Origin of the sequence: Pseudooceanicola antarcticus (assembly GCF_900215355.1) — a bacterium.
GTDB classification, from domain to species: Bacteria; Pseudomonadota; Alphaproteobacteria; order Rhodobacterales; family Rhodobacteraceae; genus Pseudooceanicola; species Pseudooceanicola antarcticus.
The window spans coordinates 492,560-517,137 of the sequence record NZ_OBEA01000001.1 but is presented as its reverse complement, the minus strand read 5'-3'; the positions used below and the strand labels follow the sequence as shown (position 1 = coordinate 517,137).

The following is a 24,578-nucleotide window of genomic DNA, read 5'->3' as shown; positions in this document are numbered from 1 at the left end:
CGGTTCAACATTCCCTCGATGGAGACGAGATTATGGCTACCGTTGCCGTTACCGATGAGACTTTTGAAGCCGAAGTGAAGAACGCCGAAGGCCCTGTGCTGGTGGATATCTGGGCCGAATGGTGCGGCCCCTGCAAGCAGATCGGGCCGGCGCTCGAAGAGATCTCGGAAGAGATGGCGGGCAAGCTGAAGGTCGTGAAAGTCGACGCCGACAGCAACCCGAACTCCGTGATGTCCATGGGCGTGCGCGGCATTCCCGCGCTGTTCATCTTCAAGGATGGCGAGATCGTTTCCAACCGCACCGGCGCCGCCCCCAAGGCCGCGCTGCAGAGCTGGATCGACGAGTCGATCTGAGCCTGACGGTTTCCGGACTTTAGGCAGAGGGCGTCCCATGCGGGGCGCCCTTTTGCTTTGCCGCCTCTGGCAGGGACATCTCGACACCGCAGCGCGCCAGCCGCGCCGCAATCTGCTGCTCGGCATCGGGAGCGCCCGTATTTATGCAGTTCTGCTGCCAGAACCACCAGATGTAGCGGTCATAAGCGGGGGCATATTCCGCCGCCCAGTCAAAGGCCCAGGGGCCGAGGCAGATGTGGTGGAAGTCGATCTGCGCGAAGGTGACCGCCGGCTTCCCGAAGAAGAAACCAAAGAACGCGGCCGAGCTGTTCTGCGTCACCACGTAGTCGCAGCGCTGCAACATCTGCTCCATCGGGCGCTCGACCAGCTGCAGGCGGGGAAAGCGGCGGCAGAGATCCTCGAGCGCGGTCAGCTCTTCGGGGGTGTAGCTTTCCTTCGGATGCAGGGTGGCCAGCAGGGGGCGGGTTTTCTCACGCTCCAGCGTCCATTCCAGCATCTCGATCGGAGAGCGGTCCTGGAAGCTGCGGTGATCCAGCAGGCGGCCCTGCAGGGGGATATATACAAAGCCCTCGCGGCTGGCCTGCTGCGGCAGCTTTCCGAAGAGCTTGCGTTGCCAGCGCGCGTAGAAGCGGGCGGCCTCCCTGGCGTCCACCTTGCGGCGCGGGAAGCGGGCATCGGCGACGGGCCAGCGCCAGCGCTCGGCGACGCGCTCGATGGCCCAGAAGGGCGCGTGGTAGACCTTGCGGAAGACCAGCGCCTGCTGGTGGGTCGGGTGTTCCATGTGAAACATCGCCCAGCCCGGATGCTCATGGGCATGGGCCCGCGCCTCGGGGCCGGTGCGCAGCAACTCCACCCGGTGCCCATGCGCCTCGAGCACGCGGCAGAGACGGGTCAGGAAGCCATGGGTCCCGGCCTCGGTGCCCCGGATCAGCGGATGGGAAAGGTAAAGACGAAAGTCACGGGACGGCTCCATTCCGCCACGCTAGGCTGGCGGGGAAACGCGGGCAAGGGGCGGCCCGCCTTGCCCCGAAGGGCCATGGCCCTCATATAGCCTGTCAGACCAAAGGAGTGAGACATGGCAGAAAGCGACTTTCCCGGCTGGCACGGCACCACGATCATCGGCGTTCGCAAGGGCGGGCGCGTGGTGGTGGCGGGCGACGGCCAGGTCTCTCTTGGGCAGACGGTGATCAAGGGCACGGCGAAGAAGGTACGCCGTCTCAGCCCCGGCGGCTACGACGTGGTTTGCGGCTTCGCGGGCTCGACCGCCGATGCCTTCACCCTGCTGGAGCGGCTGGAAACAAAGCTGGAGGCCACGCCCGGCCAGCTGGCCCGCGCAAGCGTCGAGCTGGCCAAGGACTGGCGCACCGACAAGTACCTGCAAAAGCTGGAAGCGATGCTGATCGTCACCGACGGCAAGGACCTGTTCGTGATCACCGGCGCCGGTGACGTGCTGGAGCCCGAGAATGACATCGCCGCCATCGGCTCGGGCGGGAACTTTGCCCTGGCCGCCGCGCGCGGCCTCTACGATCACGTGGACGACGCCGAGCAGATCGCCCGCCGCGCGATGGATATCGCCAGCGACATCTGCGTCTATACCAACGGCAAGCTGACGGTCGAGGTCATAGATGGCTGATATCACCGCCGAGGACCTGCGCGCCGCCGTGGCCGCCGGTCAGCTGACCGAGGCGCAGGCCGCCGGGCTGAAGACCCTGGCCGAGACGCGCGCAGGCATGCGCCAGGCCGAGGACGAGCCCTTCGAGCTCTTCCGTGGCTTTTCGGAAATCTTCGTGACCGTGGGTCTGGGCATCCTGCTGACGGGTGCCTTCGGGCTGGCCATTGCGACCTCCATCCCCGTGGTGATGGGGGTGGCGATTGTCGCGCTCTATTTCCTGGCGCGCTATTTCACCCTGACCCGGCGGATGATGCTGCCCTCGATCCTGCTTGTCACCGCCTTCGGCACCGCCGTGCTGATGGTCGCGGCGGATCTGCTGAGCGTCGAATGGTACCAGGAGAGCACGATCGCAGGCTACAGCTACTCGCGTTTCGATCCGGTCTTCGACGTGGTCCATGCGGTGGCCATTGCCGCCATCACGGCGGCGGCTCTTGGCCTGTGGTTCCGTACCTTCCGCGTGCCCTTCACCATGTTCCTGATCGGCCTGACCGGCTTCGGACTGGTGATCGCCCTGACCATGAGCGCAGGCTACGACGGCGACAATCCCTTCAACCTGATCGAAGGCTCGGCCATGGCCTGGGGCACCCTGGTGCTTGGCCTCGCGGCGCTGGCCGGGGGCATCTGGTTCGACATGCGCGACCCGCACCGGCTGGGGCGTCTCAGCTCCTCGGGCTTCTGGCTGCATCTGGTGGCCGCGCCTGCGCTGGTCAACACCATCGCCCAGACCTTCCTGGTGATGGGGCCGGGGCTTGGCTACGGGCTGATGGCCCTGGCGCTTGTCCTGGTCACCCTGCTGGCCGTGGTGCTGGACCGCCGCAGCTTCCTGACGGCGGGCATAGGCTACCTGATCTTCCTGCTGATCTACCTCACCGACCGCTCGGGCGAGGGCAAGAGCTGGATCTTCGTCCTTCTCGGCACCGGCCTGCTGCTGACCCTTCTGGGCAGCTTCTGGATCGAAGCCCGCGGCCGCATCATGCGCGCCCTGCCGGACTTCCCCGGCAAGGACCGCCTGCCGCCTTACAAGAACACCACCGAAGTGCCCGCCTGACCGGGCCCGCCCGGCAGATCCGGGCGCAAGGAGACCAATATGACCGACCTGACCCCCCGCGAGATCGTCTCGGAGCTGGACCGTTTCATCATCGGCCAGAAGGACGCCAAGCGCGCCGTCGCCGTGGCCCTGCGCAACCGCTGGCGGCGCAAGCAGCTGCCCGATGACCTGCGCGAAGAGGTATATCCCAAGAACATCCTGATGATCGGCCCGACCGGCGTCGGCAAGACCGAGATCTCGCGCCGCCTGGCCAAGCTGGCCCGTGCGCCCTTCATCAAGGTCGAGGCGACCAAGTTCACCGAGGTGGGCTATGTGGGCCGCGACGTGGAACAGATCGTCCGCGACCTGGTGGATGCCGCCATCGCCCAGACCCGCGACTACATGCGCGAAGAGGTGAAGGCCAAGGCGCACCAGGCCGCCGAGGACCGCGTGATCGAGGCCATCGCCGGCACCGACGCCCGCGACGGCACCCGCGAGATGTTCCGCAAGAAGCTGCGTGACGGGCTGCTGGACGACACGGTGATCACGCTCGAGCTGACCGATACCTCGAACCCCATGGGCGCGATGGAGATCCCCGGCCAGCCCAACATGGGCATGATGAACCTGGGCGATCTCTTCGGGAAGGCCTTCGGGGGCCGCAAGGTGACCAAGCGGCTCTCGGTGGCCGAAAGCTACGAGCTGCTGATCAGCGAAGAGGCCGACAAGCTGCTTGACGACGAAGCGGTGAAGCTGGCCGCCCTCAGCGCGGTCGAAGAGAACGGCATCGTCTTCCTCGACGAGATCGACAAGGTCTGCGCCAAGTCCGACACGCGCGGCGGCGATGTCAGCCGCGAAGGCGTGCAGCGCGACCTGCTGCCGCTGATCGAAGGCACCACCGTCTCGACCAAGCATGGCCCGGTGAAGACCGACCACATCCTGTTCATCGCAAGCGGCGCCTTCCACATCGCCAAGCCCAGCGACCTGCTGCCCGAACTGCAGGGCCGCCTGCCGATCCGGGTCGAGCTTCAGGCGCTGACCGAGGGCGATTTCACCCGCATCCTGACCGAGACCGACAACGCCCTGACCCGGCAATACGCCGAGATGCTGGGCACCGAAGCGGTCAAGGTCAGCTTCACCGAGGACGGCATCGCCGCCATCGCCCGCATCGCCGCCGAGGTGAACCGCTCGGTCGAGAACATCGGCGCACGCAGGCTTTACACCGTCATCGAGCGGGTCTTCGAGGAGCTTTCCTTCCATGCCCCGGACCGGGGCGGAGAGGAAATCGTGGTGGATGAAGCCTTCGTGCAGAAGAACGTCGGAGAGCTGGCCGCCAGCGCGGATCTCTCGCGTTACGTGCTCTAGGCACCGCATTCCGTCCTGGAACAGGGCCCCTGCAGGCGACTGCGGGGGCCCTTTCCATTGCCGCCGCCGTGGGGATCACCTTGACGGCCCGGCCCATTGCGGGGACATGGGGGCAAGTTTCCCTGCTTCCGGACCGCTCCAATGACCAGCAAACGCATCGCCCTGTCTTCCGACCACGCCGCCATCGAGCTGCGCCAGAAGGTGGCCGCCCATATCGCCTCGCTTGGCTGGGAGGCCGTCGATGTCGGCCCCACCACCCCCGAAAGCACGCCCTATCCCGAGCGCGGCGCCGAGGCGGCGCAGCTGGTGGCCTCGGGCGATTGCCGTTTCGGCATCGTGCTCTGCGGCACCGGGCAGGGGATCATGATGGCCGCCAACAAGGTGAAGGGCATTCGCTGCGGCGTCTGCTCCGAGGGCTTCTCGGCCCGGATGATCCGCCAGCACAACGACGCCAACATGCTGTCCATCGGTGCCCGCGTGGTGGGCGAGAGCCTGGCGCTGGAGATCGTCGAGGCCTTCCTGGGCGCAGAGTTCGAGGGCGGCCGTCACGCCACCCGCGTCGACATGATCAAGGCGCTGGAAGCCTGATCCCCTGCGCCGTGGCGGTCAGACCGCCACGCCGAAGAGCTTGCCGACGCCCGCGGTGACCGCCATGGCGAAGGCGCCCCAGAGCACGACACGCAACACGGCGGGGCCCTTCGGGGCGCCGCCCGCCCAGGCGCCAAGCGCGCCCAGCACCGCCAGCGCGATCAGCGTCACCACCAGCACCGCCGGGATTACCGTGCCCGCCGGCGCCAGCAGCGCCGCCGCGACCGGCACCGCCGCCGCGATCGAGAAGGTCAGCCCGGAGGCCCCCGCCGCCTGCAGGGGATTGGCCGAAGAGACCTCGGTGACGCCGATCTCGTCCCGCATATGGGCGCCGAGCGCATCGTGGTCGTGCAGCTCCTGCGCCACCTGCGCGGCGGTTTCAGCTGTCAGGCCGCGCGCCTCCCAGATCTCGGCCAGTTCGGCCATCTCGCCGTCGGGATCGGCCTTCAGGGCGGCGGCCTCGCGGGCCATGTCGGCGCGCTCGGTATCGGATTGCGAAGAGACCGAGACATATTCCCCCGCCGCCATCGACATCGCCCCGGCGGCAAGGCCCGCCACCCCGGCAATGGCAACGGCGCGCGGGTCGGGATCTGCGGCGGCGACACCGACGATGATCGCCGAGACCGAGACGATACCGTCATTGGCCCCCAGAACCGCGGCGCGCAGCCAGTTCGAGCGGGTCATGAAATGCGGGTCGTCCATATGGGCAGAGGGCTGGGGCTGGGCGGTCATGGGATCTCTCGCTTTGGAATGGTTCTAACCTAGGCAGATCGCCACGGCTTGGGAAGCATTTTCGCGGCCCCCTCCGCAACCTTCCCTTCACCTTTCTGACGCCCCCCCGGAACAGGGGTTTGCCGGATCGGCACAGGCTGGCCTATCTGGCTGCCTTCGGCCTATTGTTCATCCGTGCGCAACCACTTCGTGCAAGGTGAACGGATCAACAGGCGCTTTGGCAGGCGCTGTCCCTTGACTTTGCACCCGCAGAAAGCTTGATTGCCGCACGTATTGGATCGGCGCATGTATTGACGCTCTTTCCCGGATTTTTCCCGCCGCCGCTTGACGCCGCCGCCTTTCGACAAGGACTTCGTGATGCACGCAGACGACAGCCAGATGGCCCCCGGGGCCAGCCCGGCGCCCGACGCCGCAACCGCAACCCGCAACCGCCTGGTCATCGGCCTGCTGATGATCTCGACCTTCACGGTGATCCTGAACGAGACGCTGATGTCGGTGGCCCTGCCCCGGCTGATGAGCGACCTGGGCGTCACCGCCAATGCCGCGCAATGGCTGACCACCGCCTTCCTGCTGACCATGGCCGTGGTGATCCCGATCACCGGCTTCCTGCTGCAGCGGCTGCCGACGCGGCGGGTCTTCCTGATGGCGATGAGCTTCTTCACCCTGGGCACCTTCGTCTGCGCCATCTCGCCGACGCTGCCGCCGCTGATCGCGGGGCGGGTGATCCAGGCCGTTGGCACGGCGATCATGATGCCGCTGCTGATGACCACCGTCATGGCGCTGGTGCCGCCGCAGAGCCGTGGCAAGACCATGGGCAATATCTCGATCGTGATCTCGGTGGCGCCGGCCATCGGGCCGACCCTGTCGGGCTTCATCCTGCAATACTTCGAGTGGCGCTGGATGTTCGTCATGATGCTGCCGATTGCCATCGGCTCTCTCACCATCGGCTACTTCCGCCTGGTCAATGTCAGCGAGCTGTCCGAGCGCAAGCTGGACGTGATCTCGGTGCCGCTGGCCGCGGTCGCCTTCGGCGGGCTGGTCTACGGGTTCTCGGCCATCGGCGAAGGCCATGGCGAGGGCGGCCCGATGCCGCTGTGGCTGCCGATCGCCATCGGCGCGGTGGTGCTTGTGGCCTTCGTCTGGCGTCAGCTGAAGCTGGGCCCGCAGGAACGCGCGCTGCTGGATCTGCGGACGCTGGGCGTGCGGGTCTTCACCGTCTCGGTTATCATGATGGGCCTGGCGATGATGGCGCTCTTCGGGATGATCATGCTGCTGCCGCTCTTCGTGCAGAACGTGCTGGGCTATTCCACACTGCATGCGGGCCTGCTGATGCTGCCCGGCGGGCTGCTGATGGGGATATCCTCTCCCATCGTGGGGCGGCTCTTCGACCGGGTCGGCGCGCGCAAGCTGGTCATTCCCGGCGGCACCATCGTCAGCGCCGGCCTCTGGTGCATGACGCTGCTGACGCCCGAGTCGACCATGTTCCTCGTCCTCGGCTCGCACATGCTGCTGAGCGTCGGGCTGGCCATGCTCTTTACCCCGCTCTTCACCTCGTCCCTGGGGTCGCTGCCGCCGCATCTCTACTCGCACGGCTCGGCCGTGATCGGCACCGTGCAGCAGGTGGCCGGCGCCGCCGGTATCGCGATCTTCGTCTCGGTCATGTCGCTGCGCATCGGCCGCGAGACCGCGGCCGGAGCCGAGATGGTCCCCGCCATGGCCGCAGGCCTGCACCAGGCCTTCACCCTGGCAGCGACGATTTCGCTTCTGCTGATTGTTGCGGGCTTCTTCGTGCGCCGCCCCCCGGATGCTCCGGGCGCGGCACCGCAGGGGCACTGAGCCCTAGCCGGTTCGCCTGAGGTAGACGTAATAGGCCCCGGTCCCGCCATGTTTCTGGTGGGCCGAGGTCACCTGAAGCACCACCTGGCTGAGCGGCGGCATCGACAGCCAATGCGGCAGCTGGTGGCGCAGGATACCGTGACGCACCGGAATGGGGCCGTCGTCTTCCGGGCGGCGGCCCTTTCCCGTGATCACCAGCACCAGCCGCAGATCTTCGGAAACACAGCGCAGGATGAAGCCGGTCAGGGCGCGATGCGCGCGCTCGACGGTCATGCCGTGCAGGTCGATGCGGGCCTCGGGGCTCATCTTGCCGCGGGTCATCTTGCCGTGGGTCTTCTTGTCCATGCGCAGCGGCGCCTGGTGCAGCCGCTCGTGGATCGGCGCCAGCACATCGCGCGAGATGCCACTGTCCCTGCCCTTGGCCTTCTCGCCCAGCCGGAAGGTGGGAATGGGGGCGGGCTCGGGGTCGCGCTGAGCAATCGGCTTCTTCTCGACCTTCTTGGCGGGCCGGGCCAGGACGCGCTTTTCCGGGTGCATCCGGTCGGTGCTGCCGGCGACCTTCTCCCAGAGCTCCATCTCTTCGGGGCGCAGCTTGCGACGGCGGCTCATGTGTCGTCCTCGATCAGCATCGCATAGGCGCGCTGGATCGGCAGCAGCACGACCAGCCGCCCGCCATCCTTGATCTTCGCCGCTTCCTTGCCGGCGCCGGGGCCGGACCCCATGAAGACATCCGCCCGCTGCGGCCCCTTGATGGCCGAGCCGGTATCCTGCCCGACCATCAGCCGCCGCATGCCGCGAAAGCCCGTCTTCTCGATCCAGACGGGGGCACCAAGGGGCACATAGGCGGGGTCGATGGCAACCGAACGGGTCGGGGTCAGAGAGCGGTTCATCGCTCCCTTCGGCCCGGCTTCGGGCGAGACATCGCGGAGTTCACGGAAGAAGACATAGGAGGGGTTATGCCGCAGCAGCGCAGCCCCTTCCACCGGATTGCGCCGGACCCAGTTCGAGATCACCTTGGCCGAGACCTGGTGCGCCTTGTAGATGCCGCGCCTGACCATTTCCTGACCGATCGAGCGATACTCATGGCCGTTGTCGCCGCGATAGCCGATGCGGATATGGCTGCCGTCGGGCAGCAGGATACGGCCCGAGCCCTGGATCTGCAGGAACATCAGCGCCACCGGATCATCCACCCAGGCGATCTCGAGACCGCGCCCGGCAATGCCGGTGCCCTGTTCGATCTGGGCGCGGGTCAGCCAGGGGCGGTTGACCTCGGCCTCCTTCGGCATCCGGTAGACCGGGTAGCGATAGGTCTCGGTCCGGGTGAGAGAGCCCTTGAGCTCGGGCTCGTAATAGCCGGTGAAGAGGGTGGGGGTGCCGTCCTGGATCAGCACGGGGGTGAAGAAGAGCTCGAAGAAGGTGCGGGCGTTTTCAAGCGGTTGCGCCTTGGCGAGCGCGCAGATGGCGCGCCAGTCGGGGTCGCGCATGTCGCCGCATGTGTTGCGGAACGTGGCAAGGGCCGCGGCATGATCATCCGCGGCCCAGCCATTCAGATCGTCGAAATCCAGGACCGAGATCACTGGCCCCTCGGCCGGGATCTCCTGCGCCGTTCCGGGCGGGGCGAGCGACAGGAGCGCCAGCGTCAGATATGCCGCGATCCCACGCCCTGCCATCGGCCCGATTACTCTCCGGTTGCGACCAGCTGCCAGTTCAGGTCGTCCGAGCCCATGCGGCGCTCGAAGGTCCAGCTGTCCTTCTGGGTTTTCACCTTGCCGGGCTCGCCCTCGACCACGTCGCCGGAGCGGTCGTAGACCACCTGGGTCAGCTGGCCGACGTAGCGCACGGTCAGCTCGGCAATGCCGGTGTCGGGGTCATAGGTGGCGTCGGCCAGCGAAAGCTCACGCAGGCCGATGAACTCGGCCTCGATGGTCAGCCCCTGCGCGTCGCGGTCCGAGACCACCTGCGCGAAGCTGTCGTAGACATCTTCCGACAGGAAGGGCTTGATCTCGGCCAGCTCGCCGCGCTCGAAACCCATCAGGATCATCTCGTAGGCCTGGCGCGCCCCGCCGAGGAACTCGGAAACCGAGAAGCTGGGTTCGGCGCGCTTCATGCCCGCCAGCGCCTGGGCTGCAGGGCTGTCTTCGGCAACATGATCGGTAATGTCGGGATCGGGACCGCCCTCGATCACCTCGAAACCGGAGCGCTCAAGCGCATCGGGACGGGGCTGTCCGGTCACGGGCGGCTTCTCGAACCCCTCTCGTGTTCCCAGCACGTTCTTCAGGCGCAGGATCAGGAAAAGGGCGATGCCAGCAAGGACCAAAAGCTGGATTAGGGGCAAGTTCGGAACTCCTCTTGGGCCTCGGGGCTTGGTATCCACCGGGTCTGGTCCCTATGTAGGTGCTAGGCAGGGCCAAGTCTACCTTGCCACGAAAGGAGATGACGGACATGTGGTTGCTTCTGGCGTTCATCGCGGTGCCGATGATCGAGATCGCGCTATTCATCAAGGTCGGCGGGCTGATCGGCCTGGGCTGGACCCTTGCCGTGGTGCTGCTGACGGCGGTGCTGGGCACCTACCTGGTGAAAATGCAGGGCCGTCAGGCGCTTGCAAATATCCAACGCAGCTTCTCGGAGCTGTCGGACCCGTCGGGGCCGCTGGCGGACGGGGCGATGATCCTGTTTTCCGGCGCGCTGCTGCTGACACCGGGCTTCTTCACCGATGCGCTCGGCTTCGCCCTGCTGACCCCGGCCTTCCGCCGCATGGCCTTCCTCTGGCTGCGCAAGCGGGTGAAGGTGCAGAGCTTCTCGGCCTCGTCCGGCTTCGATGGCCGCCACGGCAGGCCCGGTCCCGACCGCGGCCGTGATGCCGGTGACGGAGAGGTGATCGACGGAGACTTCCAGGAGCTGGAGCCCGGAAAACGACCGACCCACCCCTCGGGCTGGACCCGCCACTGAGGCTTGGCAGGCTTGCCCGTTGAGACCCCTCGGCCAAGCTGCTAGGACGTTCGACAAAGATTGACCGAGGAGGGCCCGATGGCCGAGGAAACCAATGGCGCTGCCCCGCAGCAACAGCCGCAAGTGAAGATGAACGTCCTGTCCCAGTACATCCGGGACATGTCCTTCGAGAACATCCTGGCCCGCAAGCCCGCGTCGGGCAACGTGCAGCCGGACATGAAGGTCCAGGTGGCGCTGGACGCCAAGAAGCGTGAAGCGGCCAACCAGTACGAAGTGCTGCTGAAGCTGACCATCACCTCGAACAACAAGGAAAGCGGCGACGCCCTGTTCCTGATGGAGCTGGAATACGTCGGCCTGTTCAACATCGAAGGTGTGCCGGACGACCAGATCCACCCCTTCCTGCTGATCGAATGCCCCCGCATGCTGTTCCCCTTCGCCCGTCGCATCGTGTCGGACGTGACCCGCGACGGTGGCTTCCCGCCGCTGAACCTGGAGACCATCGACTTCGTGCAGCTCTACCGCGCCGAGATCCAGCGTCGCGCCGCGGCCCAGGCCGCTCCGGCGGATACGCTGACCAACTGAGCGCAGGTGGCGGGGTGAAATCCCGCCCTGCCAGGCTTCAAGGGAAAGGCGCGTGCTGCGGTACGCGCCTTTTCCGTGTCAGAACCGCTTCCAGAGCGCGCTTTCCCCCATCTTCTCGACGAAGGCCTCATGCGCCGCGCGCTCCTCGTCGGTGATCCGCGAGGGCAGGGGGTTGGGACGCGGCCGGGGGCGCCAGTCCTCGTCCTCTTGCGCCGTACCGCCGCCACGGCGGCCCGAGGCCAGCACCAGGCCCGGCTGCCGACCGCCGATGAGCTCGAGGTAGACCTCGGCCAGGATCTCGGAGTCGAGCAGCGCGCCGTGCAGCGTCCGGGCCGAGTTGTCGATGCCGAAGCGTCGGCAAAGCGCATCCAGCGACGCCGGCGAGCCGGGGAATTTCTTCCGCGCGATGGCCAGCGTATCCAGCGCCTGTTCCCAGGGCAGCTGCGGCAGACCCAGCCAGCCCAGCTCGGCGTTGAGGAATTTCATGTCGAAGGCGGCGTTGTGGATCACCAGCTTCGCATCACCGACGAAATCCAGGAAGCCCTGCGCCACGTCGCGGAACACCGGCTTGTCGCGCAGGAATTCGTAGTTCAGCCCGTGCACCTTGAAGGCCTCTTCGGGCACTTCGCGTTCGGGGTTGATATAGACGTGGTAGGTCTCGCCCGTGGGGACGTGGTTATAAAGCTCGACCCCGCCGATCTCGACCAGGCGGTCGCCCTGTTCGGGCTCGAAGCCGGTGGTCTCGGTATCAAGAACAATCTCACGCATTTTCGATCTTACCCCTGATATCCTTAACGATTTCATGCACTTGCTGCCGCGCGTTCTCCAGCGTGTCGCTCGAAACGATGTAATCCGCGCGGGCCCGCTTTTCGGCGTCGGGCATCTGCTTGGCAAGGATCATCTCGAACTGCGCCTCGCTCATGGTGCCGCGCGCCAGCACGCGGGCGCGCTGGACCTCGGCGGGGGCCGAAACCACCACCGTGGCATCGACGCCCTTCGCCCCGCCCTCGAAGAGCAGCGGGATGTCCAGCACCACGATATCAGCGGTGGTCGCCGCGATGAAGGCGGCACGATCTTCGGCCACCAGCGGATGCACCACGGCTTCGATCTGCCGCAGCGCGCCGGGATCGGCGGCGATGATCGCCTTCAGTGCTTCACGTGAAACATGGCCCTCGGCAACGGCCTCGGGGAAGAGCGCACCAAGCGGGGCCACCGCCGCGCCGCCCGGCCCGTAAAGGCGGTGCACCGCCGCATCGGCATCCCAGAGCGCGCAGCCTTCCTCGGCGAACATCTGCGCCGTGGTCGACTTGCCCATGCCGATAGAGCCGGTGAGGCCGAGAATGAAGCTCATGCCAGGGCTGCCGCGCGGGCCTCTTCGGTGACTTCGGGGCGTTTGCCGAACCAGCGCTCGAAACCGGGCACGGCCTGGTGCAGCAACATGCCCAGTCCGTCGACCGTCGTCGCCCCCGCGGCTTCGGCGGCGGCGAGAAGGGGGGTCTGCAGGGGATTGTAGACCAGATCGGTCACCACCTGGCCACGCCGCAGACCGTCCAGCGGCACCCGCAGCTCGGGCTTGCCCAGCATGCCGAGAGAGGTGGTGTTCACCACGGTCGCCGCGTCCTCGATCATGTTGCCGGCCTGGACCCATTCGACGACGGTCAGGCGGCGGCCGAATTCATTGTGCAGCGCCTCGGCGCGGGACCGGGTGCGGTTCGAGATGAAGATCTCGGGCACGCCGGCCTCGAGCAGCGAGGTGATGACGGCCCGCGCCGCACCACCCGCGCCCAGAAGCGCGGCGGGGCCGGACTTCGGGTCCCAGCCGGGCGCATTCTGGCGCAGGTTCTCGATGAAGCCGTAACCATCTGTATTGTCGGCATGAATCTTGCCGTCGGCGCGGAAGATCAGGGTATTGGCAGCCCCGATCAGCGTCGCGCGATCGGTCACGAGGTCGGCGATCTCAAGCACCGCTTCCTTGTGCGGAATGGTGATGTTGACGCCGACGAAACCGGCCTTGGGCAGGGCGCGCAGCACCTGTTCCAGATCCTCGGGCGCCACTTCCATGGGGATATAGCGCCCCGGCAGACCCATGGTCTTCAGCCAGTGGCCATGCAGTTGCGGCGACTTGGAATGAACGATGGGGCGACCGATGACACCGGCCAGGGGGATATTGTCGAGGCTCATGAGGCAATGGCTCCTCTCAGCGCCAGGTAGTCCAGGATTTCCAGCAGCGGCAGACCCAGGACGGCGAAGTAATCGCCCTCGACCCTGGTCATCAGCCGCGCGCCCTCGGCTTCCAGCTGGTAGGCGCCGCAGGACCAGCCGATTTCGGGCCAGTTCCGGGTGATGTAATCGTCAAGATATTCGGGCGAGGGGATGCGCATGGTCAGCTTCACGGTCGAGAGCTTGCGCCAGACCGGCTTGCCCTTGTGAAAGATGACCGCGGCCGAGTGCAGCTTGTGGCTGCGCCCGGCCAGCAACATGATCTGTTCCCGCGCGGCGTCGGGGCTTTCGGGCTTTCCCAGGAGCTGGCCTTCGATATCACAGGTCTGATCGCAGCCGATGACGAAGCTCTCGGGATGCTTGCGACCCACCTTCGCGGCCTTCGCCTCTGCCAGGGCATCGGCGATGTCGCGCGGGCTTTCCCCCTCGGCCAGAAGGGCCTGCTGGATCGCCTCTTCATCGACGCGCGCTTTCTGCACCTCGAAGGGCACGGCGGCGCGCCGCAGGAGCTCTGCCCGGATTTCGGAACCGGAGGCAAGGAGGATGGAAGCGGGCATGTGGATAAATCAGTGCAGAACAGGATGATGACTTGCCGATACTTCTGGGAAAAATCACGGCTTGACGCAAGTCCCCGGCAAGGGCTGTGCGTATCCCCCCGAGTCCCGCACAGCAGTTAGAAAGACTCCCACCGAGGGATAAGGAAAACCGGGAAAACGCGGACCCACCGGATTCCCCGGATTCGATCCCCACAGGGCGGAGTCACTTACACACAGGATTTTCCCGGACCAAACCGCTGGAATCGAAGAACTTTCGGAATCTGGCGCGAAGTTATCACCGATTCGCTCCCGATTCGTCCCAGAGATATTCACATGGGGATAAGTCGGTGGAGGATTCGATAATCCACAGGGAGAGAGCTGCCTACATCAAACAACAATCTTTCTATTTCTTTTATTTAATTGATAGAGGGGTAGGGTCTCAGCGGAGTTCCCGGATGTTCGACCTACTTGCCCTCGCCTATCCCTGGACACTGGTCCTGCACATCGTCTCGGTGATCTCCTGGATGGCCGGAATCTTCTATCTGCCCCGTCTCTTCGTCTATCACGCAGAGCAGGTGACCGATCCGAAGACGGACGAGATGTTCCAGACCATGGAAAGGCGGCTGCTGAGGGGCATCATGAACCCGGCCATGATCGCCACCTGGGTTTTCGGCATCATGCTTCTCCTGACGCCTGGAATCGTGGTCTGGAGCGATGTCTGGCCCTGGACCAAGGGGGCCTCTGTCATCGCCATGACGGTTTTCCATCAATGGCTGGCGAAACGGCGCAAGGATTTCGCCGCCGGGCAGAACACCAGGACCGGCCGCACCTACCGGATGATGAACGAGGTGCCGACCCTGCTGATGGTCGTCATCGTCGCCTCGGTGGTGGTGAAGTTCTGAGGCCGAAACGACGCTCAGGGGCAGAGAAAGCGTGATTTCGTTGACTCGCGTGAAACGAGTCCCTATCTAGCGAGCCAAGCCGCCCGTCCGGGTGAGTCCATTCTCCAGACAGATACCGTACCGCGTGCCCCCCGAGGGGCCGGACGAAGGACCCTATTTTCATGACAGAGAACCGTCTGAACCTTTCCGATCTCAAGGCCAAGAGCCCGAAGGATCTGCTGGCCATGGCAGAGGAGCTCGAGATCGAGAACGCCTCGACCATGCGCAAGGGCGAGATGATGTTCCAGATCCTGCGCGAACTGGCCGATGACGATTGGCAGGTCGGCGGCGATGGCGTGCTGGAAGTGCTTCAGGACGGCTTTGGCTTCCTGCGCTCGCCGGAAGCCAACTACCTGCCGGGTCCCGATGACATCTACGTCTCGCCCGACATGATCCGCCAGTTCTCGCTGCGCACCGGCGACACGGTCGAAGGCCTGATGAAGGCGCCCGACGACAACGAGCGTTACTTCGCCCTGACCACCGTCAGCTCGATCAACTTCCAGGAACCCGAGAAGGCGAAGCACAAGATCGCCTTCGACAACCTGACCCCGCTCTATCCCGATGAGCGCCTGAAGATGGAGGTCGAGGACCCCACCATCAAGGACCGCTCGGCCCGGATCATCGACCTGGTCTCTCCGATCGGCAAGGGCCAGCGTTCGCTGATCGTCGCGCCGCCGCGGACGGGTAAGACGGTGCTGCTGCAGAACATCGCCGCCTCGATCGAGAAGAACCACCCCGAGTGCTACCTGATCGTCCTGCTGATCGACGAACGCCCGGAAGAAGTGACCGACATGCAGCGTTCGGTGAAGGGCGAGGTGATCTCCTCGACCTTCGACGAACCCGCGACGCGCCACGTGGCCGTGTCGGAAATGGTCATCGAAAAGGCCAAGCGCCTGGTCGAGCACAAACGAGATGTGGTGATCCTTCTCGATTCGATCACAAGACTTGGTCGTGCCTTCAACACCGTCGTGCCCTCTTCGGGCAAGGTGCTGACCGGCGGTGTCGACGCCAACGCCCTGCAGCGTCCGAAGCGCTTCTTCGGCGCAGCGCGGAACATCGAAGAGGGTGGCTCGCTCACCATCATCGCCACCGCGCTGATCGACACCGGCTCGCGCATGGACGAAGTGATCTTCGAAGAATTCAAGGGCACGGGTAACAGCGAAATCGTCCTGGATCGCAAGATCGCGGACAAGCGCGTCTACCCGGCGATGGACATCCTCAAGTCCGGCACCCGGAAAGAGGATCTGCTGGTCGACAAGGTGGACCTGCAGAAGACCTTCGTGCTGCGCCGCATCCTGAACCCGATGGGCACCACCGATGCCATCGAGTTCCTGATCTCGAAGCTGAAGCAGACCAAGACCAACTCCGAATTCTTCGATTCGATGAACACCTGAGGGTCCAATGGACACGATCTTTGCGCTTGCTTCGGCCCCCGGCCGGGCAGGCGTCTCCGTCATCAGGATCTCAGGGCCGGGAGCATTCCCGGCCCTTGCGCGTTTCGGCCTGACAGCGCCCGAACCGCGCGCGGCGGCCCTGCGCCTGCTGCGCGACGGGGACGAGGTGCTGGACCAGGCGCTGCTGCTGGCCTTCGCCGGTCCTGCCAGTTTCACCGGCGAGGACGTGGTGGAGCTGCATCTGCACGGCTCGCCCGCCATCGTCGCCTCGACGCTGCGTATCCTGGGCGAGGTCGACGGGCTGCGCATGGCCGAGCCGGGGGAGTTCACCCGCCGCGCTCTCGAGAACTCCAAGATGGACCTGGCGCAGGTGGAAGGGCTTGCCGACCTCATCGATTCCGAGACCGAGGCACAGCGCCGCCAGGCGCAGCGGGTCTTCTCGGGCAAGCTGGGCGAGGTGGTGCAGGGCTGGCGCCGTGACCTGATCCGCGCCGCGGCGCTGCTGGAAGCTGTGATCGACTTCGCCGATGAAGAGGTGCCCATCGATGTGCGCCCCGAGGTGATCGAGCTGCTGGACGGGGTTTCGACGTCACTCGAGGCCCAGGCCAGGGGGGCAGAGGTCGCCGAGCGGGTTCGCCAGGGTTTCGAGGTTGCCATCCTTGGCGCGCCCAATGCCGGGAAATCCACTCTGCTGAACTTCCTCGCCGGGCGCGAGGCGGCCATCACCTCGAATGTCGCCGGCACCACCCGCGACGTGATCGAGGTGCGCATGGACCTGCGCGGCCTGCCGGTGACGCTGCTGGACACCGCCGGGCTGCGCGAAACCGAAGACGAGGTCGAAGCCATCGGCATCGCTCGCGCCCGTGAACGGGCCGAGCTGTCGGACCTGCGCATCTACCTGCTGGAACCCGGAGAGGAAGCACCACGGATCGAGCTGCGCCCCGAGGATATCGTGCTGCGCGGCAAGGCCGATGAGACCGGCGATCCGCAGGGAATCAGCGGCGCCACGGGGCAGGGGGTCGATCAGCTGATCTCTCGCCTCAGCACCTATTTCGCCGAACGCACCAGCCTGGTCGCCACCGCCACCCGCGAACGCCACCGCCTTGCCATCCTGCGCGCCCTTGGTGACCTTTCACAGGCGCGCGAGATGCTGGCGAATCCCGTTTACACCGAGGACCTGATCGCCGAAGAACTGCGCTCGGCTATTCGGGCGCTCGATTCTCTGGTAGGCATCGTGGACGTCGAAAACCTGCTGGACGAGATCTTCTCGTCCTTCTGCATCGGCAAGTGAGGGATGTTTCACGTGAAACAATCTGAGTTTGATGTTGTCGTCGTTGGCGGTGGTCATGCCGGTTGCGATGCCGCACATGCGGCGGCGCGGGCAGGGGCCCGCACTGCGCTGGTCACCCTGAAGATGGAGGGCATCGGCGTGATGTCCTGCAATCCGGCGATCGGGGGCCTTGGCAAAGGCCACCTGGTGCGCGAGATCGATGCGCTGGATGGGGTCATGGGCCGCGTTGCCGACCTGGCCGGCATCCAGTTCCGCCTGCTGAACCGCCGCAAGGGCCCTGCCGTGCAAGGCCCGCGCGCCCAGGCCGACCGCGCCGTCTACCGTGCCGAGATGCTGCGCGAGATGACCAGCTGCCCCGGCCTTGAGGTGCTGACCGGAGAAGTCACCGATTTCATCATGCAGGGCGACCGCGTGGCCGGGATCGTGCTGGCCGATGGCTCTGAAGTGCATGCGAAGGCCGTGGTGCTGACCACCGGCACCTTCCTGCGCGGCTTGATCCATATCGGAGATGTCTCTTACGCGGGCGGTCGCATGGGCGACAATGCCGCCAACAAGCTGGGCGAGCGGATGGATGGCTTCGGCCTGCCCCTTGGCCGGCTGAAGACGGGCACCCCGCCGCGGCTGAACGGCAAGACAATCAACTGGGATATCCTGGAAGAGCAACCGGGCGACGATGAGCCTGTGCTGTTCTCGTTCCTGTCCAAGGGGCTGAACCTGCGCCAGGTGAGCTGCGGTATCACCCATACCAACACAAAGACCCACGACATTATCCGCGAGAATCTCTCTCGCTCCGCCATGTATGGTGGCCATATCGACGGGGTAGGGCCGCGCTATTGCCCCTCGATCGAGGACAAGGTGGTGCGTTTCGCCGACAAGGAGAGCCATCAGGTATTCCTCGAGCCTGAGGGGCTGGGGGATGACACGGTCTATCCCAACGGAATCTCAACCTCTCTGCCCGAGGATGTGCAGCACGACTACGTGCGCTCGATGAAAGGGTTGGAACAGGTCGAGATCCTGCAGCCCGGCTATGCCATCGAGTACGATTACGTCGATCCGCGTGCGCTGGACATGCGCCTTGCGCTGCGCGACGTGCCGGGGCTGTACCTGGCGGGCCAGATCAACGGTACGACGGGCTATGAAGAGGCCGCCGCCCAGGGTCTGGTTGCCGGTCTGAACGCCGCGAAAGAGGCCATGGGCCAGGATCCGGTGATCTTCAGCCGCACAGACAGCTATATCGGCGTCATGGTCGACGACCTGACGACCCGTGGCGTGTCGGAACCCTACCGCATGTTCACCTCGCGCGCCGAATACCGGCTGTCGCTGCGCGCCGACAACGCGGACCAGCGCCTGACCCCCAAGGGGATCGAAGCGGGCCTCGTTGGCGACACCCGCCGCGCCGCCTTCGACGCTAAGATGGAGCGGATCGGGGCAGGGCGGGCGATCCTCGACGCCACAACGGTGACCCCGAAGCAGCTGAACACCGCCGGTATCCGCGTCGGTGAAGACGGCAAGCAGCGCACGCTCTACCAGGTCTTGGCGTTCCCCGAGACTTCAGTGGCAGATCTTGTGCCCCTGGCGCCTGCTCTGGCGGATCTCGACGATGAAACACAGGTCCAGCTGCGCCGCGATGCGCTCTACGCCACCTATATCCAGCGCCAGCAGAACGATGCCCAGGCGCTGCAGAAGGACGAGGCGCGCGGCATTCCCGGTGATTTCGACTACGACCGGCTCGACGGGCTGTCAAACGAGCTTAAGTCGAAGCTGCTGCGCATCCGGCCGTCGAACCTGGCCCAGGCCGGGCGGATCGAAGGCATGACCCCCGCGGCTCTGGCGCTGATCCTGTCGCGTATCAACCGCGATCAAAAGGAAAAATCCGCGTGAGCCGGGAAATACTCGCCGCCAATGTTTCACGTGAAACATTCGAGCGGCTGGAGACCTACGCCGCGCTGCTTGAGAAGTGGAATCCGAAGATCAACCTGGTCTCGAAGTCCACGATTCCAGAGCTTTGGACGCGTCATCTGCTGGATTCCACCCAGGTTCTGGACCAGGCGCCGGCTTTTGCCCATTGGGTCGACCTGGGCAGCGGCGGGGGTTTCCCCGGCCTGGTGGTGGCGATCCTCGCGGCGGAAACCCGCCCTGAGGCACGCTTTACGTTGATCGAATCGGATCAGCGCAAATGCGCTTTCTTGCGCCAGGTGGCGCGGGAATGCGGGATGAAACCGGCGATTCTGGCCCAGAGGATCGAATCCGCAGAGCCCCAGGGGGCGGATGTGCTCTCTGCGCGGGCGCTGGCCAGCCTGGATCTGCTGCTTGGATTTGCAGAACGGCACCTGAAGCCCGAAGGCGTTGCCCTTTTGCCAAAGGGCGCGCGGTGGAAACAGGAAGTTACCGCCGCCGAGGCCCATTGGCGCTTTCACTGCGAACCCGTGCCGAGTACAACCGAGTCAGAGGCTGTGATCCTGAAAATCGGAGGAATCGAACGTGTCTAACCTGCTCTCGGCACAGGGGCCGCGGATCGTCGCCATTGCGAACCAGAAGGGCGGTGTGGGCAAGACCACCACCGCGATCAACCTTGGTGCCGCGCTGGTCGAGCAGGGCTGCCGTGTGCTGCTGATCGACTTCGACCCGCAGGGCAATGCCTCTACCGGGCTTGGGATCGAGCCCGAGGACCGCGAAAACACCACTTACGAGCTGATGCTGGACGATGCACCGCTCGACCAGATCATCATGCGCAGCCAGATCGAGAACCTGGACATCGTGCCCGCCACGGTCGACCTGTCCTCGGCGGATATCGAGCTGATTTCCAACGAAAAACGCTCTTTCCTGCTGCATGACGCGCTGCGCCAGCCCGCTATGGACAAATTCGAGTATGATTTCGTCCTGATCGACTGCCCGCCGTCGCTGAACCTGCTGACCGTCAACGCCATGGTGGCCTCGCATTCCGTGCTGGTGCCGCTGCAGAGCGAATTTTTCGCCCTGGAAGGCCTGTCGCAGCTGATGCTGACCATCCGCGAGGTCCGCCAGAGCGCCAATCCGGATCTGCGGATCGAGGGCATCGTGCTGACCATGTACGACAGCCGCAACAACCTCTCTCAGCAGGTCGAGGATGATGCGCGCGAGAACCTGGGCGAGCTGGTCTTCAACACGATCATTCCGCGAAACGTCCGCGTTTCCGAGGCGCCGTCCTTCTCGGTTCCGGTGCTGGAGTTCGATACGGCCTCGAAAGGGGCCAAGGCCTATCGTGACCTGGCCATCGAAATCCTGAAGAAATACGAAGCACTCGCCGCCTGAGGCGACAGGAGAGCAGCATGGACAAGAAGAAAACCCGTGGTCTTGGCCGCGGATTGTCGGCCCTCATGGCAGATGTTCAGGAACAGCCCGCAGCCGCCACCGGCGGGTCGGGGCGCCGTCCCGACATGATGGTGCCGATCGAGAACGTGGTCCCGAACCCCGATCAGCCGCGCCGCACCTTCACCGAGGGCCAGCTGGACGAGCTGACAGCCTCGATCCGTGAAAAGGGCGTGATTCAGCCGCTGATCGTGCGTCCGAAGCCCGGTGTGGAGGGCAAGTTCGAGATCGTCGCCGGTGAACGCCGCTGGCGCGCCTCGCAGCGGGCGCAACTGCACGAACTGCCTGTAATCGTTCGAGATTTCAACGATACAGAGGTTCTGGAAGTCGCCATCGTCGAGAATATCCAGCGCGCCGATCTGAACCCGATCGAAGAGGCCGCCGGTTTCCGTCAGCTGATGGACAAGTTCGGCCATACCCAGGAAAAGCTGGCCCAGGCGCTTGGCAAAAGCCGCTCTCACATCGCCAATCTGATGCGTTTGCTGCAGCTGCCGGACGAGGTGCGCGAGCTGCTGCAAGAGGGCAAGCTGTCGGCCGGCCATGCACGGGCGCTGATTACCTCGGATGAGCCGGTGACCCTGGCGAAGAAGGTCGTGGCCGAGGGGCTTTCGGTGCGTGCCACCGAAGCGCTGGCGAAGAAGCCGAAAGCCACCGCCGCCGCGCCGAAAACCACCCGGTCCGCACCGAAAAGCCTGGGCGAGAAGGATGCCGATACTAAGGCGCTGGAGGCCGATCTCTCTGCCGCGCTTGGCTACAAGGTCACGATCGAGCATGTGCCGGGGCAGGATACGGGCAAGATCACGATCAATTATCCCTCGCTCGACGCGCTGGATGACCTCTGCCAGATCCTTGGTGGGGCCCGTTAAGAGGGTCTTGTCCAGAGGAAGAGCATGACGCAGCAGAGCGTTGTGCCCTGGATCAGCAGCAGTGTCGGGCGCAGGCCCATGAGCACCGAGAGACAGAAAACGCCTCCGACCATGACGGTCGCGAGGCGTTTTGCCTTGAGGGAGATGGCGCCGCGCTCGTGCCAGTCACGAATTCCGGGTCCGAATTGCGGGTGATGCACCAGCCAGTCGTGCAGAGGCTCGGAGGAGCGGGCGAAACAGAAGACCGCCAGCAGCATGAAGGGCACCGTGGGCAAAAGAGGCAGGACAACGCCCAGAAGTCCGAGGCTGACGCTCGCAAGTCCGAAAATCAGCCAAATTACCCGCATTTTCTACGAATCCAGCAGTTTGTTTATCACGGCGTTGAGAAGCATACGTCCTTGATCTGTAACGAAAATCCGTCGATTTTCCAGTTTCAGAAGCTCTCTCTCGCAAAGTTCATCGACCTGGGACCCGTTGATCGGCGCTGAGCTCAATCTCTCGAACCGGTTCAGATCGATGCCTTCGCGCAGTCGGAGCCCCATCAGAAGGTATTCCTCAGCCTGTTCCTGTCCAGTTAATGCCTCGACGAGCGAGTCGGCATTTCCGGCCTCGGCGCGCTCAAGCCACTTGCCGGGGGCGCGGGGTTGCTCGGTGGCGTGGCGGTGACCGTCCAGGGTGACGCGGCCATGGGCACCGGGGCCGACACCGATGTAATCGCCGTAGCGCCAGTAAAGGACATTGTGCCGCGAGCGGGCGCCGTCGCGGGCGTGGTTGCTGACTTCGTAGTTCTCGAACCCGTGGGCGGCGGTGACCTCTTGGGTCAGCTCCCACATGTCGGCGGCCAGGTCTTCCTCGGGCAGGTCCCTGAGGCCGCCGCGCTTGTAGCGGTCGCCGAAGGCGGTGCCGTCTTCAATCGTCAGCTGGTAGAGCGACAGGTGGTCGATGGCCAGGGACAGGGCGCGGTCCAGCTCGGCCTCCCAGGCGGCCAGGGTCTGCTTCTGGCGGGCATAGATCAGGTCGAAGGAGACGCGCTCGAACTGGTTGCGGGCGATGTCGAAGGCGCGCAGGGCCTCGTCGACCGAGTGCAGCCGGCCGAGGCGGCGCAGATCCTCGTCGTTCATCGCCTGGAAGCCCATCGAGACGCGGTTGACGCCGGCCATGGCGTAGCCCTGGAAACGGCCCGCGTCGATGGAGGTCGGGTTGGCTTCCAGCGTCACCTCGACCTCGTTCGCCTGGGGCCAAAGCCTTCTGATCGTTGACAGAATCCCGTCCACCGTGGCGGGCTCCATCAGTGAGGGCGTGCCACCGCCGAAGAAGACCGATTGCACCACGCGGCCCGGCGTCAGGGCGGCATAGCGTTCAAGCTCGGAAATGTAGGATTTCAGCCAGCGGCCCTGGTCGACGCGTTCCCAGACGTGGGAGTTGAAGTCGCAGTAGGGGCATTTGGATTGGCAGAACGGCCAGTGGACGTAGATCCCGAAGCCGGCGTTCCGCCAATCCTCCTGATGCTCACTCAAAGCAGGCCTTGAGCTTGGCAAAGGCATCGGCGCGGTGGCTGATGCGGTTCTTTTCGGCGGCATCCATTTCACCGAAGGTCTGGTCGTAGCCCTCGGGGACGAAGATCGGGTCATAGCCATGACCTTCTTCGCCGCGCATGGGCCATTCGACCTTGCCTTTGCAGATGCCCGCAAAGATCTCGTCATGGCCATCGGGCCAGGCGAGACAGAAGGTGCAGTTGAAGGCCGCGGTGCGCGGGTAGGGGGCGTTCTTGGCCTCCAGCGCGTCCCATGTTTTCTTCATCGCCATCGGGAAATCACGGCCATTGGGCGTTTCGGCCCAATCGGCGGTGTAGACCCCCGGCGCGCCGTCCAGGGCGTCGACGGTAATGCCGCTGTCATCGCTCAGCGCCGGCAGGCCGGTGGCCTTGGCGGCGTAATGCGCCTTGATGCGGGCATTGCCGACGAAGGTATCCTGGTCTTCGACCGGCTCTTCCAGCCCGTGATCGGCGGCCGAGCTGACCTCGATCCCGTAGGGGGCCAGAAGCTCCGCGATCTCGCGGAGCTTGCCCTTGTTGTGGCTGGCCAGGACCAGTTTCTGCCCGTCGAACTTACGCATCGACCGCGGCTTTCTGGGCGGCGACCAGCTCTGCCACGCCCTTCTCGGCGAGGTCCATCAGCTGGTTCATCTGGTCGCGCGAGAAGACCGAACCCTCGGCCGACATCTGCACTTCGATCAGCTTGCCCGAGCCGGTGAGGATGAAGTTGCCATCCACGCCCGCTTCGCTGTCCTCGGGATAATCGAGGTCCAGGACCGGCTGACCGGCGTAGATGCCGCAAGAGACAGCGGCCACCGGATCGACCAGCGGATCGCTGGTGATGGCGCCGGTCTTCAGCAGCTTGTTGACGGCCAGTTTCAGCGCCACCCAGCCGCCGGTGATCGAGGCACAGCGGGTGCCGCCATCGGCCTGGATGACATCGCAATCGACGGTGATCTGGCGTTCGCCCAAGGCAACGCGATCCACGCCCGCCCGCAGGGATCGACCAATAAGGCGTTGAATTTCAACGGTTCTTCCGCCCTGCTTGCCGGCGGCGGCTTCGCGGCGCATGCGCGAGGTCGTGGACCGCGGCAGCATGCCGTATTCCGCCGTTACCCAGCCCAGGCCCGATCCCTTGACGAAGGGCGGCACGCGCTCTTCCAGGGTGGCTGTACACAGCACATGGGTGTCGCCCACCTTGATCAGGCAAGAGCCCTCTGCGTGTTTCGTGACCCCGGTCTCGATTGAAACCGGACGCATTTCGCTTAAATCTCTTCCAGACGGTCGCATGATAACCCCTTTCGCTTGCCGCCGTGATAGGCAGGCATGACCCGGTAAGGCAAGCCC

At 65.0% G+C, this 24,578-nt stretch carries 28 protein-coding genes; 15 read left to right on the top strand and 13 right to left on the bottom strand.

Features of this window, described 5'->3' with window-relative positions; genetic code table 11:
* The first annotated feature begins 32 nt into the window (after positions 1–32).
* Positions 33–353, top strand: a complete 321-nt coding sequence (trxA, locus tag CRO50_RS02555) for a thioredoxin (protein WP_097144295.1) — start codon at positions 33–35, stop codon at positions 351–353.
* Positions 354–372: 19 nt separating this feature from the next.
* On the opposite strand, the gene CRO50_RS02550 is transcribed toward trxA, so the two are convergent.
* Positions 373–1,326 (bottom strand): hypothetical protein, encoded by a 954-nt coding sequence (locus CRO50_RS02550; RefSeq protein ID WP_179747190.1) that lies wholly within the window; start codon positions 1,324–1,326, stop codon positions 373–375.
* Positions 1,327–1,428: 102 nt separating this feature from the next.
* On the opposite strand from CRO50_RS02550, the gene hslV reads away from it, so the two are divergent.
* From hslV to rpiB, 4 genes are all read left to right on the top strand, one after another.
* Positions 1,429–1,986, top strand: a complete 558-nt coding sequence (gene hslV / locus CRO50_RS02545) for an ATP-dependent protease subunit HslV (protein WP_097144294.1) — start codon at positions 1,429–1,431, stop codon at positions 1,984–1,986.
* On the top strand, positions 1,979–3,073 hold the full coding sequence (locus CRO50_RS02540; RefSeq protein ID WP_097144293.1) for a hypothetical protein: 1,095 nt from the start codon (positions 1,979–1,981) through the stop codon (positions 3,071–3,073). Before hslV ends, CRO50_RS02540 begins: the two co-directional genes overlap by 8 nt.
* Before the next feature lie 39 nt (positions 3,074–3,112).
* Positions 3,113–4,414, top strand: coding sequence for an ATP-dependent protease ATPase subunit HslU (gene hslU, locus CRO50_RS02535; protein ID WP_097144292.1), 1,302 nt, complete (start codon positions 3,113–3,115; stop codon positions 4,412–4,414).
* A gap of 141 nt (positions 4,415–4,555) precedes the next feature.
* The gene (gene rpiB / locus CRO50_RS02530; RefSeq protein ID WP_097144291.1) at positions 4,556–5,002 is read left to right on the top strand and encodes a ribose 5-phosphate isomerase B; all 447 of its coding nucleotides are present in this window, start codon (positions 4,556–4,558) and stop codon (positions 5,000–5,002) included.
* Between the two features lie 18 nt (positions 5,003–5,020).
* Here rpiB and CRO50_RS02525 read toward each other — a convergent pair whose 3' ends face one another.
* Positions 5,021–5,734, bottom strand: coding sequence for a VIT1/CCC1 transporter family protein (locus CRO50_RS02525; RefSeq protein ID WP_232617773.1), 714 nt, complete (start codon positions 5,732–5,734; stop codon positions 5,021–5,023).
* A gap of 357 nt (positions 5,735–6,091) precedes the next feature.
* Here CRO50_RS02525 and CRO50_RS02520 point away from each other — a divergent pair, with 357 nt between their 5' ends.
* The gene (locus CRO50_RS02520) at positions 6,092–7,570 is read left to right on the top strand and encodes an MDR family MFS transporter (protein ID WP_097144290.1); all 1,479 of its coding nucleotides are present in this window, start codon (positions 6,092–6,094) and stop codon (positions 7,568–7,570) included.
* A gap of 3 nt (positions 7,571–7,573) precedes the next feature.
* Here the strand turns inward: CRO50_RS02520 and CRO50_RS02515 are convergent, their stop codons facing one another.
* The 3 genes from CRO50_RS02515 to CRO50_RS02505 are packed head-to-tail and all read right to left on the bottom strand — an operon-like array spanning position 7,574 to position 9,905.
* Entirely contained in the window at positions 7,574–8,179 is a 606-nt protein-coding gene (locus CRO50_RS02515) for a Smr/MutS family protein (RefSeq protein ID WP_097144289.1), read from the bottom strand.
* The gene (gene mltA, locus CRO50_RS02510) at positions 8,176–9,240 is read right to left on the bottom strand and encodes a murein transglycosylase A (RefSeq protein ID WP_097144288.1); all 1,065 of its coding nucleotides are present in this window, start codon (positions 9,238–9,240) and stop codon (positions 8,176–8,178) included. Before mltA ends, CRO50_RS02515 begins: the two co-directional genes overlap by 4 nt.
* An 8-nt stretch (positions 9,241–9,248) precedes the next feature.
* Complete coding sequence (locus tag CRO50_RS02505; protein ID WP_097144287.1) at positions 9,249–9,905, bottom strand: Tim44/TimA family putative adaptor protein; 657 nt, start codon at positions 9,903–9,905, stop codon at positions 9,249–9,251.
* Positions 9,906–10,012: 107 nt separating this feature from the next.
* Between CRO50_RS02505 and CRO50_RS02500 the strand changes: the two genes are divergently transcribed.
* Complete coding sequence (locus CRO50_RS02500; RefSeq protein ID WP_097144286.1) at positions 10,013–10,519, top strand: FxsA family protein; 507 nt, start codon at positions 10,013–10,015, stop codon at positions 10,517–10,519.
* A 78-nt stretch (positions 10,520–10,597) separates the two neighbouring features.
* Entirely contained in the window at positions 10,598–11,101 is a 504-nt protein-coding gene (secB, locus tag CRO50_RS02495) for a protein-export chaperone SecB (RefSeq protein WP_097144285.1), read from the top strand.
* A 78-nt stretch (positions 11,102–11,179) separates the two neighbouring features.
* On the opposite strand, the gene dnaQ is transcribed toward secB, so the two are convergent.
* The 4 genes from dnaQ to CRO50_RS02475 are packed head-to-tail and all read right to left on the bottom strand — an operon-like array spanning position 11,180 to position 13,878.
* The gene (dnaQ, locus tag CRO50_RS02490; RefSeq protein WP_097144284.1) at positions 11,180–11,869 is read right to left on the bottom strand and encodes a DNA polymerase III subunit epsilon; all 690 of its coding nucleotides are present in this window, start codon (positions 11,867–11,869) and stop codon (positions 11,180–11,182) included.
* Complete coding sequence (gene coaE, locus CRO50_RS02485; RefSeq protein WP_097144283.1) at positions 11,862–12,452, bottom strand: dephospho-CoA kinase; 591 nt, start codon at positions 12,450–12,452, stop codon at positions 11,862–11,864. Before coaE ends, dnaQ begins: the two co-directional genes overlap by 8 nt.
* A complete protein-coding gene (locus CRO50_RS02480; protein ID WP_097144282.1) occupies positions 12,449–13,282 on the bottom strand; it encodes a shikimate dehydrogenase in 834 nt (277 codons plus the stop codon). Before CRO50_RS02480 ends, coaE begins: the two co-directional genes overlap by 4 nt.
* Positions 13,279–13,878 (bottom strand): Maf family protein, encoded by a 600-nt coding sequence (locus CRO50_RS02475; protein WP_097144281.1) that lies wholly within the window; start codon positions 13,876–13,878, stop codon positions 13,279–13,281. The genes CRO50_RS02480 and CRO50_RS02475 overlap by 4 nt, the downstream gene beginning before the upstream one ends.
* A 434-nt stretch (positions 13,879–14,312) precedes the next feature.
* Here CRO50_RS02475 and hemJ point away from each other — a divergent pair, with 434 nt between their 5' ends.
* From hemJ to CRO50_RS02440, 7 genes are all read left to right on the top strand, one after another.
* Positions 14,313–14,759, top strand: a complete 447-nt coding sequence (hemJ, locus tag CRO50_RS02470) for a protoporphyrinogen oxidase HemJ (protein ID WP_097144280.1) — start codon at positions 14,313–14,315, stop codon at positions 14,757–14,759.
* 161 nt (positions 14,760–14,920) lie between these two features.
* A complete protein-coding gene (gene rho / locus CRO50_RS02465) occupies positions 14,921–16,192 on the top strand; it encodes a transcription termination factor Rho (RefSeq protein WP_097144279.1) in 1,272 nt (423 codons plus the stop codon).
* A 7-nt stretch (positions 16,193–16,199) separates the two neighbouring features.
* Entirely contained in the window at positions 16,200–17,483 is a 1,284-nt protein-coding gene (gene mnmE / locus CRO50_RS02460; protein WP_097144278.1) for a tRNA uridine-5-carboxymethylaminomethyl(34) synthesis GTPase MnmE, read from the top strand.
* 3 nt (positions 17,484–17,486) lie between these two features.
* Positions 17,487–19,364 carry a tRNA uridine-5-carboxymethylaminomethyl(34) synthesis enzyme MnmG gene (mnmG, locus tag CRO50_RS02455; RefSeq protein WP_097144277.1) on the top strand — a complete coding sequence of 626 codons (1,878 nt, stop codon included), beginning with the start codon at positions 17,487–17,489 and terminating at the stop codon, positions 19,362–19,364.
* Positions 19,361–19,972, top strand: a complete 612-nt coding sequence (gene rsmG, locus CRO50_RS02450; RefSeq protein WP_097144276.1) for a 16S rRNA (guanine(527)-N(7))-methyltransferase RsmG — start codon at positions 19,361–19,363, stop codon at positions 19,970–19,972. The genes mnmG and rsmG overlap by 4 nt, the downstream gene beginning before the upstream one ends.
* On the top strand, positions 19,965–20,774 hold the full coding sequence (locus CRO50_RS02445; protein WP_097144275.1) for a ParA family protein: 810 nt from the start codon (positions 19,965–19,967) through the stop codon (positions 20,772–20,774). Before rsmG ends, CRO50_RS02445 begins: the two co-directional genes overlap by 8 nt.
* Positions 20,775–20,791: 17 nt before the next feature.
* Complete coding sequence (locus CRO50_RS02440; RefSeq protein ID WP_097144274.1) at positions 20,792–21,697, top strand: ParB/RepB/Spo0J family partition protein; 906 nt, start codon at positions 20,792–20,794, stop codon at positions 21,695–21,697.
* Here the strand turns inward: CRO50_RS02440 and CRO50_RS02435 are convergent.
* From CRO50_RS02435 to rph, 4 genes are read right to left on the bottom strand one after another with little or no spacing between them, the layout of a single operon-like run.
* Complete coding sequence (locus tag CRO50_RS02435; protein WP_097144273.1) at positions 21,694–22,044, bottom strand: YbaN family protein; 351 nt, start codon at positions 22,042–22,044, stop codon at positions 21,694–21,696. The two genes, CRO50_RS02440 and CRO50_RS02435, sit on opposite strands and share 4 nt — an antisense overlap.
* 3 nt (positions 22,045–22,047) lie before the next feature.
* Positions 22,048–23,241 (bottom strand): radical SAM family heme chaperone HemW, encoded by a 1,194-nt coding sequence (gene hemW / locus CRO50_RS02430; RefSeq protein WP_097144272.1) that lies wholly within the window; start codon positions 23,239–23,241, stop codon positions 22,048–22,050.
* Positions 23,207–23,812, bottom strand: a complete 606-nt coding sequence (gene rdgB, locus CRO50_RS02425; protein WP_097144271.1) for an RdgB/HAM1 family non-canonical purine NTP pyrophosphatase — start codon at positions 23,810–23,812, stop codon at positions 23,207–23,209. The genes hemW and rdgB overlap by 35 nt, the downstream gene beginning before the upstream one ends.
* Positions 23,805–24,521: a ribonuclease PH gene (rph, locus tag CRO50_RS02420; protein WP_097144270.1), complete on the bottom strand. Its 717-nt coding sequence runs from the start codon at positions 24,519–24,521 to the stop codon at positions 23,805–23,807. Before rph ends, rdgB begins: the two co-directional genes overlap by 8 nt.
* Positions 24,522–24,578: the final 57 nt, after the last annotated feature.

What these genes read in the sequence shown, in the direction of transcription:
- secB (WP_097144285.1), top strand. Translation starts at nt 10,598, where the DNA reads ATGGCCGAGGAAACCAATGGCGCTGCCCCGCAGCAACAGCCGCAAGTG.
- CRO50_RS02525 (WP_232617773.1), bottom strand. Translation starts at nt 5,734, where the DNA reads ATGACCGCCCAGCCCCAGCCCTCTGCCCATATGGACGACCCGCATTTC.
- rpiB (WP_097144291.1), top strand. Translation starts at nt 4,556, where the DNA reads ATGACCAGCAAACGCATCGCCCTGTCTTCCGACCACGCCGCCATCGAG.
- coaE (WP_097144283.1), bottom strand. Translation starts at nt 12,452, where the DNA reads ATGAGCTTCATTCTCGGCCTCACCGGCTCTATCGGCATGGGCAAGTCG.
- CRO50_RS02435 (WP_097144273.1), bottom strand. Translation starts at nt 22,044, where the DNA reads ATGCGGGTAATTTGGCTGATTTTCGGACTTGCGAGCGTCAGCCTCGGA.
- mltA (WP_097144288.1), bottom strand. Translation starts at nt 9,240, where the DNA reads ATGGCAGGGCGTGGGATCGCGGCATATCTGACGCTGGCGCTCCTGTCG.
- hemW (WP_097144272.1), bottom strand. Translation starts at nt 23,241, where the DNA reads ATGCCTTTGCCAAGCTCAAGGCCTGCTTTGAGTGAGCATCAGGAGGAT.
- CRO50_RS02475 (WP_097144281.1), bottom strand. Translation starts at nt 13,878, where the DNA reads ATGCCCGCTTCCATCCTCCTTGCCTCCGGTTCCGAAATCCGGGCAGAG.
- hemJ (WP_097144280.1), top strand. Translation starts at nt 14,313, where the DNA reads ATGTTCGACCTACTTGCCCTCGCCTATCCCTGGACACTGGTCCTGCAC.
- CRO50_RS02540 (WP_097144293.1), top strand. Translation starts at nt 1,979, where the DNA reads ATGGCTGATATCACCGCCGAGGACCTGCGCGCCGCCGTGGCCGCCGGT.
- hslU (WP_097144292.1), top strand. Translation starts at nt 3,113, where the DNA reads ATGACCGACCTGACCCCCCGCGAGATCGTCTCGGAGCTGGACCGTTTC.
- CRO50_RS02550 (WP_179747190.1), bottom strand. Translation starts at nt 1,326, where the DNA reads ATGGAGCCGTCCCGTGACTTTCGTCTTTACCTTTCCCATCCGCTGATC.
- mnmG (WP_097144277.1), top strand. Translation starts at nt 17,487, where the DNA reads ATGTTTCACGTGAAACAATCTGAGTTTGATGTTGTCGTCGTTGGCGGT.
- trxA (WP_097144295.1), top strand. Translation starts at nt 33, where the DNA reads ATGGCTACCGTTGCCGTTACCGATGAGACTTTTGAAGCCGAAGTGAAG.
- rdgB (WP_097144271.1), bottom strand. Translation starts at nt 23,812, where the DNA reads ATGCGTAAGTTCGACGGGCAGAAACTGGTCCTGGCCAGCCACAACAAG.
- CRO50_RS02440 (WP_097144274.1), top strand. Translation starts at nt 20,792, where the DNA reads ATGGACAAGAAGAAAACCCGTGGTCTTGGCCGCGGATTGTCGGCCCTC.
- CRO50_RS02500 (WP_097144286.1), top strand. Translation starts at nt 10,013, where the DNA reads ATGTGGTTGCTTCTGGCGTTCATCGCGGTGCCGATGATCGAGATCGCG.
- rph (WP_097144270.1), bottom strand. Translation starts at nt 24,521, where the DNA reads ATGCGACCGTCTGGAAGAGATTTAAGCGAAATGCGTCCGGTTTCAATC.
- dnaQ (WP_097144284.1), bottom strand. Translation starts at nt 11,869, where the DNA reads ATGCGTGAGATTGTTCTTGATACCGAGACCACCGGCTTCGAGCCCGAA.
- CRO50_RS02520 (WP_097144290.1), top strand. Translation starts at nt 6,092, where the DNA reads ATGCACGCAGACGACAGCCAGATGGCCCCCGGGGCCAGCCCGGCGCCC.
- hslV (WP_097144294.1), top strand. Translation starts at nt 1,429, where the DNA reads ATGGCAGAAAGCGACTTTCCCGGCTGGCACGGCACCACGATCATCGGC.
- CRO50_RS02515 (WP_097144289.1), bottom strand. Translation starts at nt 8,179, where the DNA reads ATGAGCCGCCGTCGCAAGCTGCGCCCCGAAGAGATGGAGCTCTGGGAG.
- mnmE (WP_097144278.1), top strand. Translation starts at nt 16,200, where the DNA reads ATGGACACGATCTTTGCGCTTGCTTCGGCCCCCGGCCGGGCAGGCGTC.
- CRO50_RS02480 (WP_097144282.1), bottom strand. Translation starts at nt 13,282, where the DNA reads ATGAGCCTCGACAATATCCCCCTGGCCGGTGTCATCGGTCGCCCCATC.
- rho (WP_097144279.1), top strand. Translation starts at nt 14,921, where the DNA reads ATGACAGAGAACCGTCTGAACCTTTCCGATCTCAAGGCCAAGAGCCCG.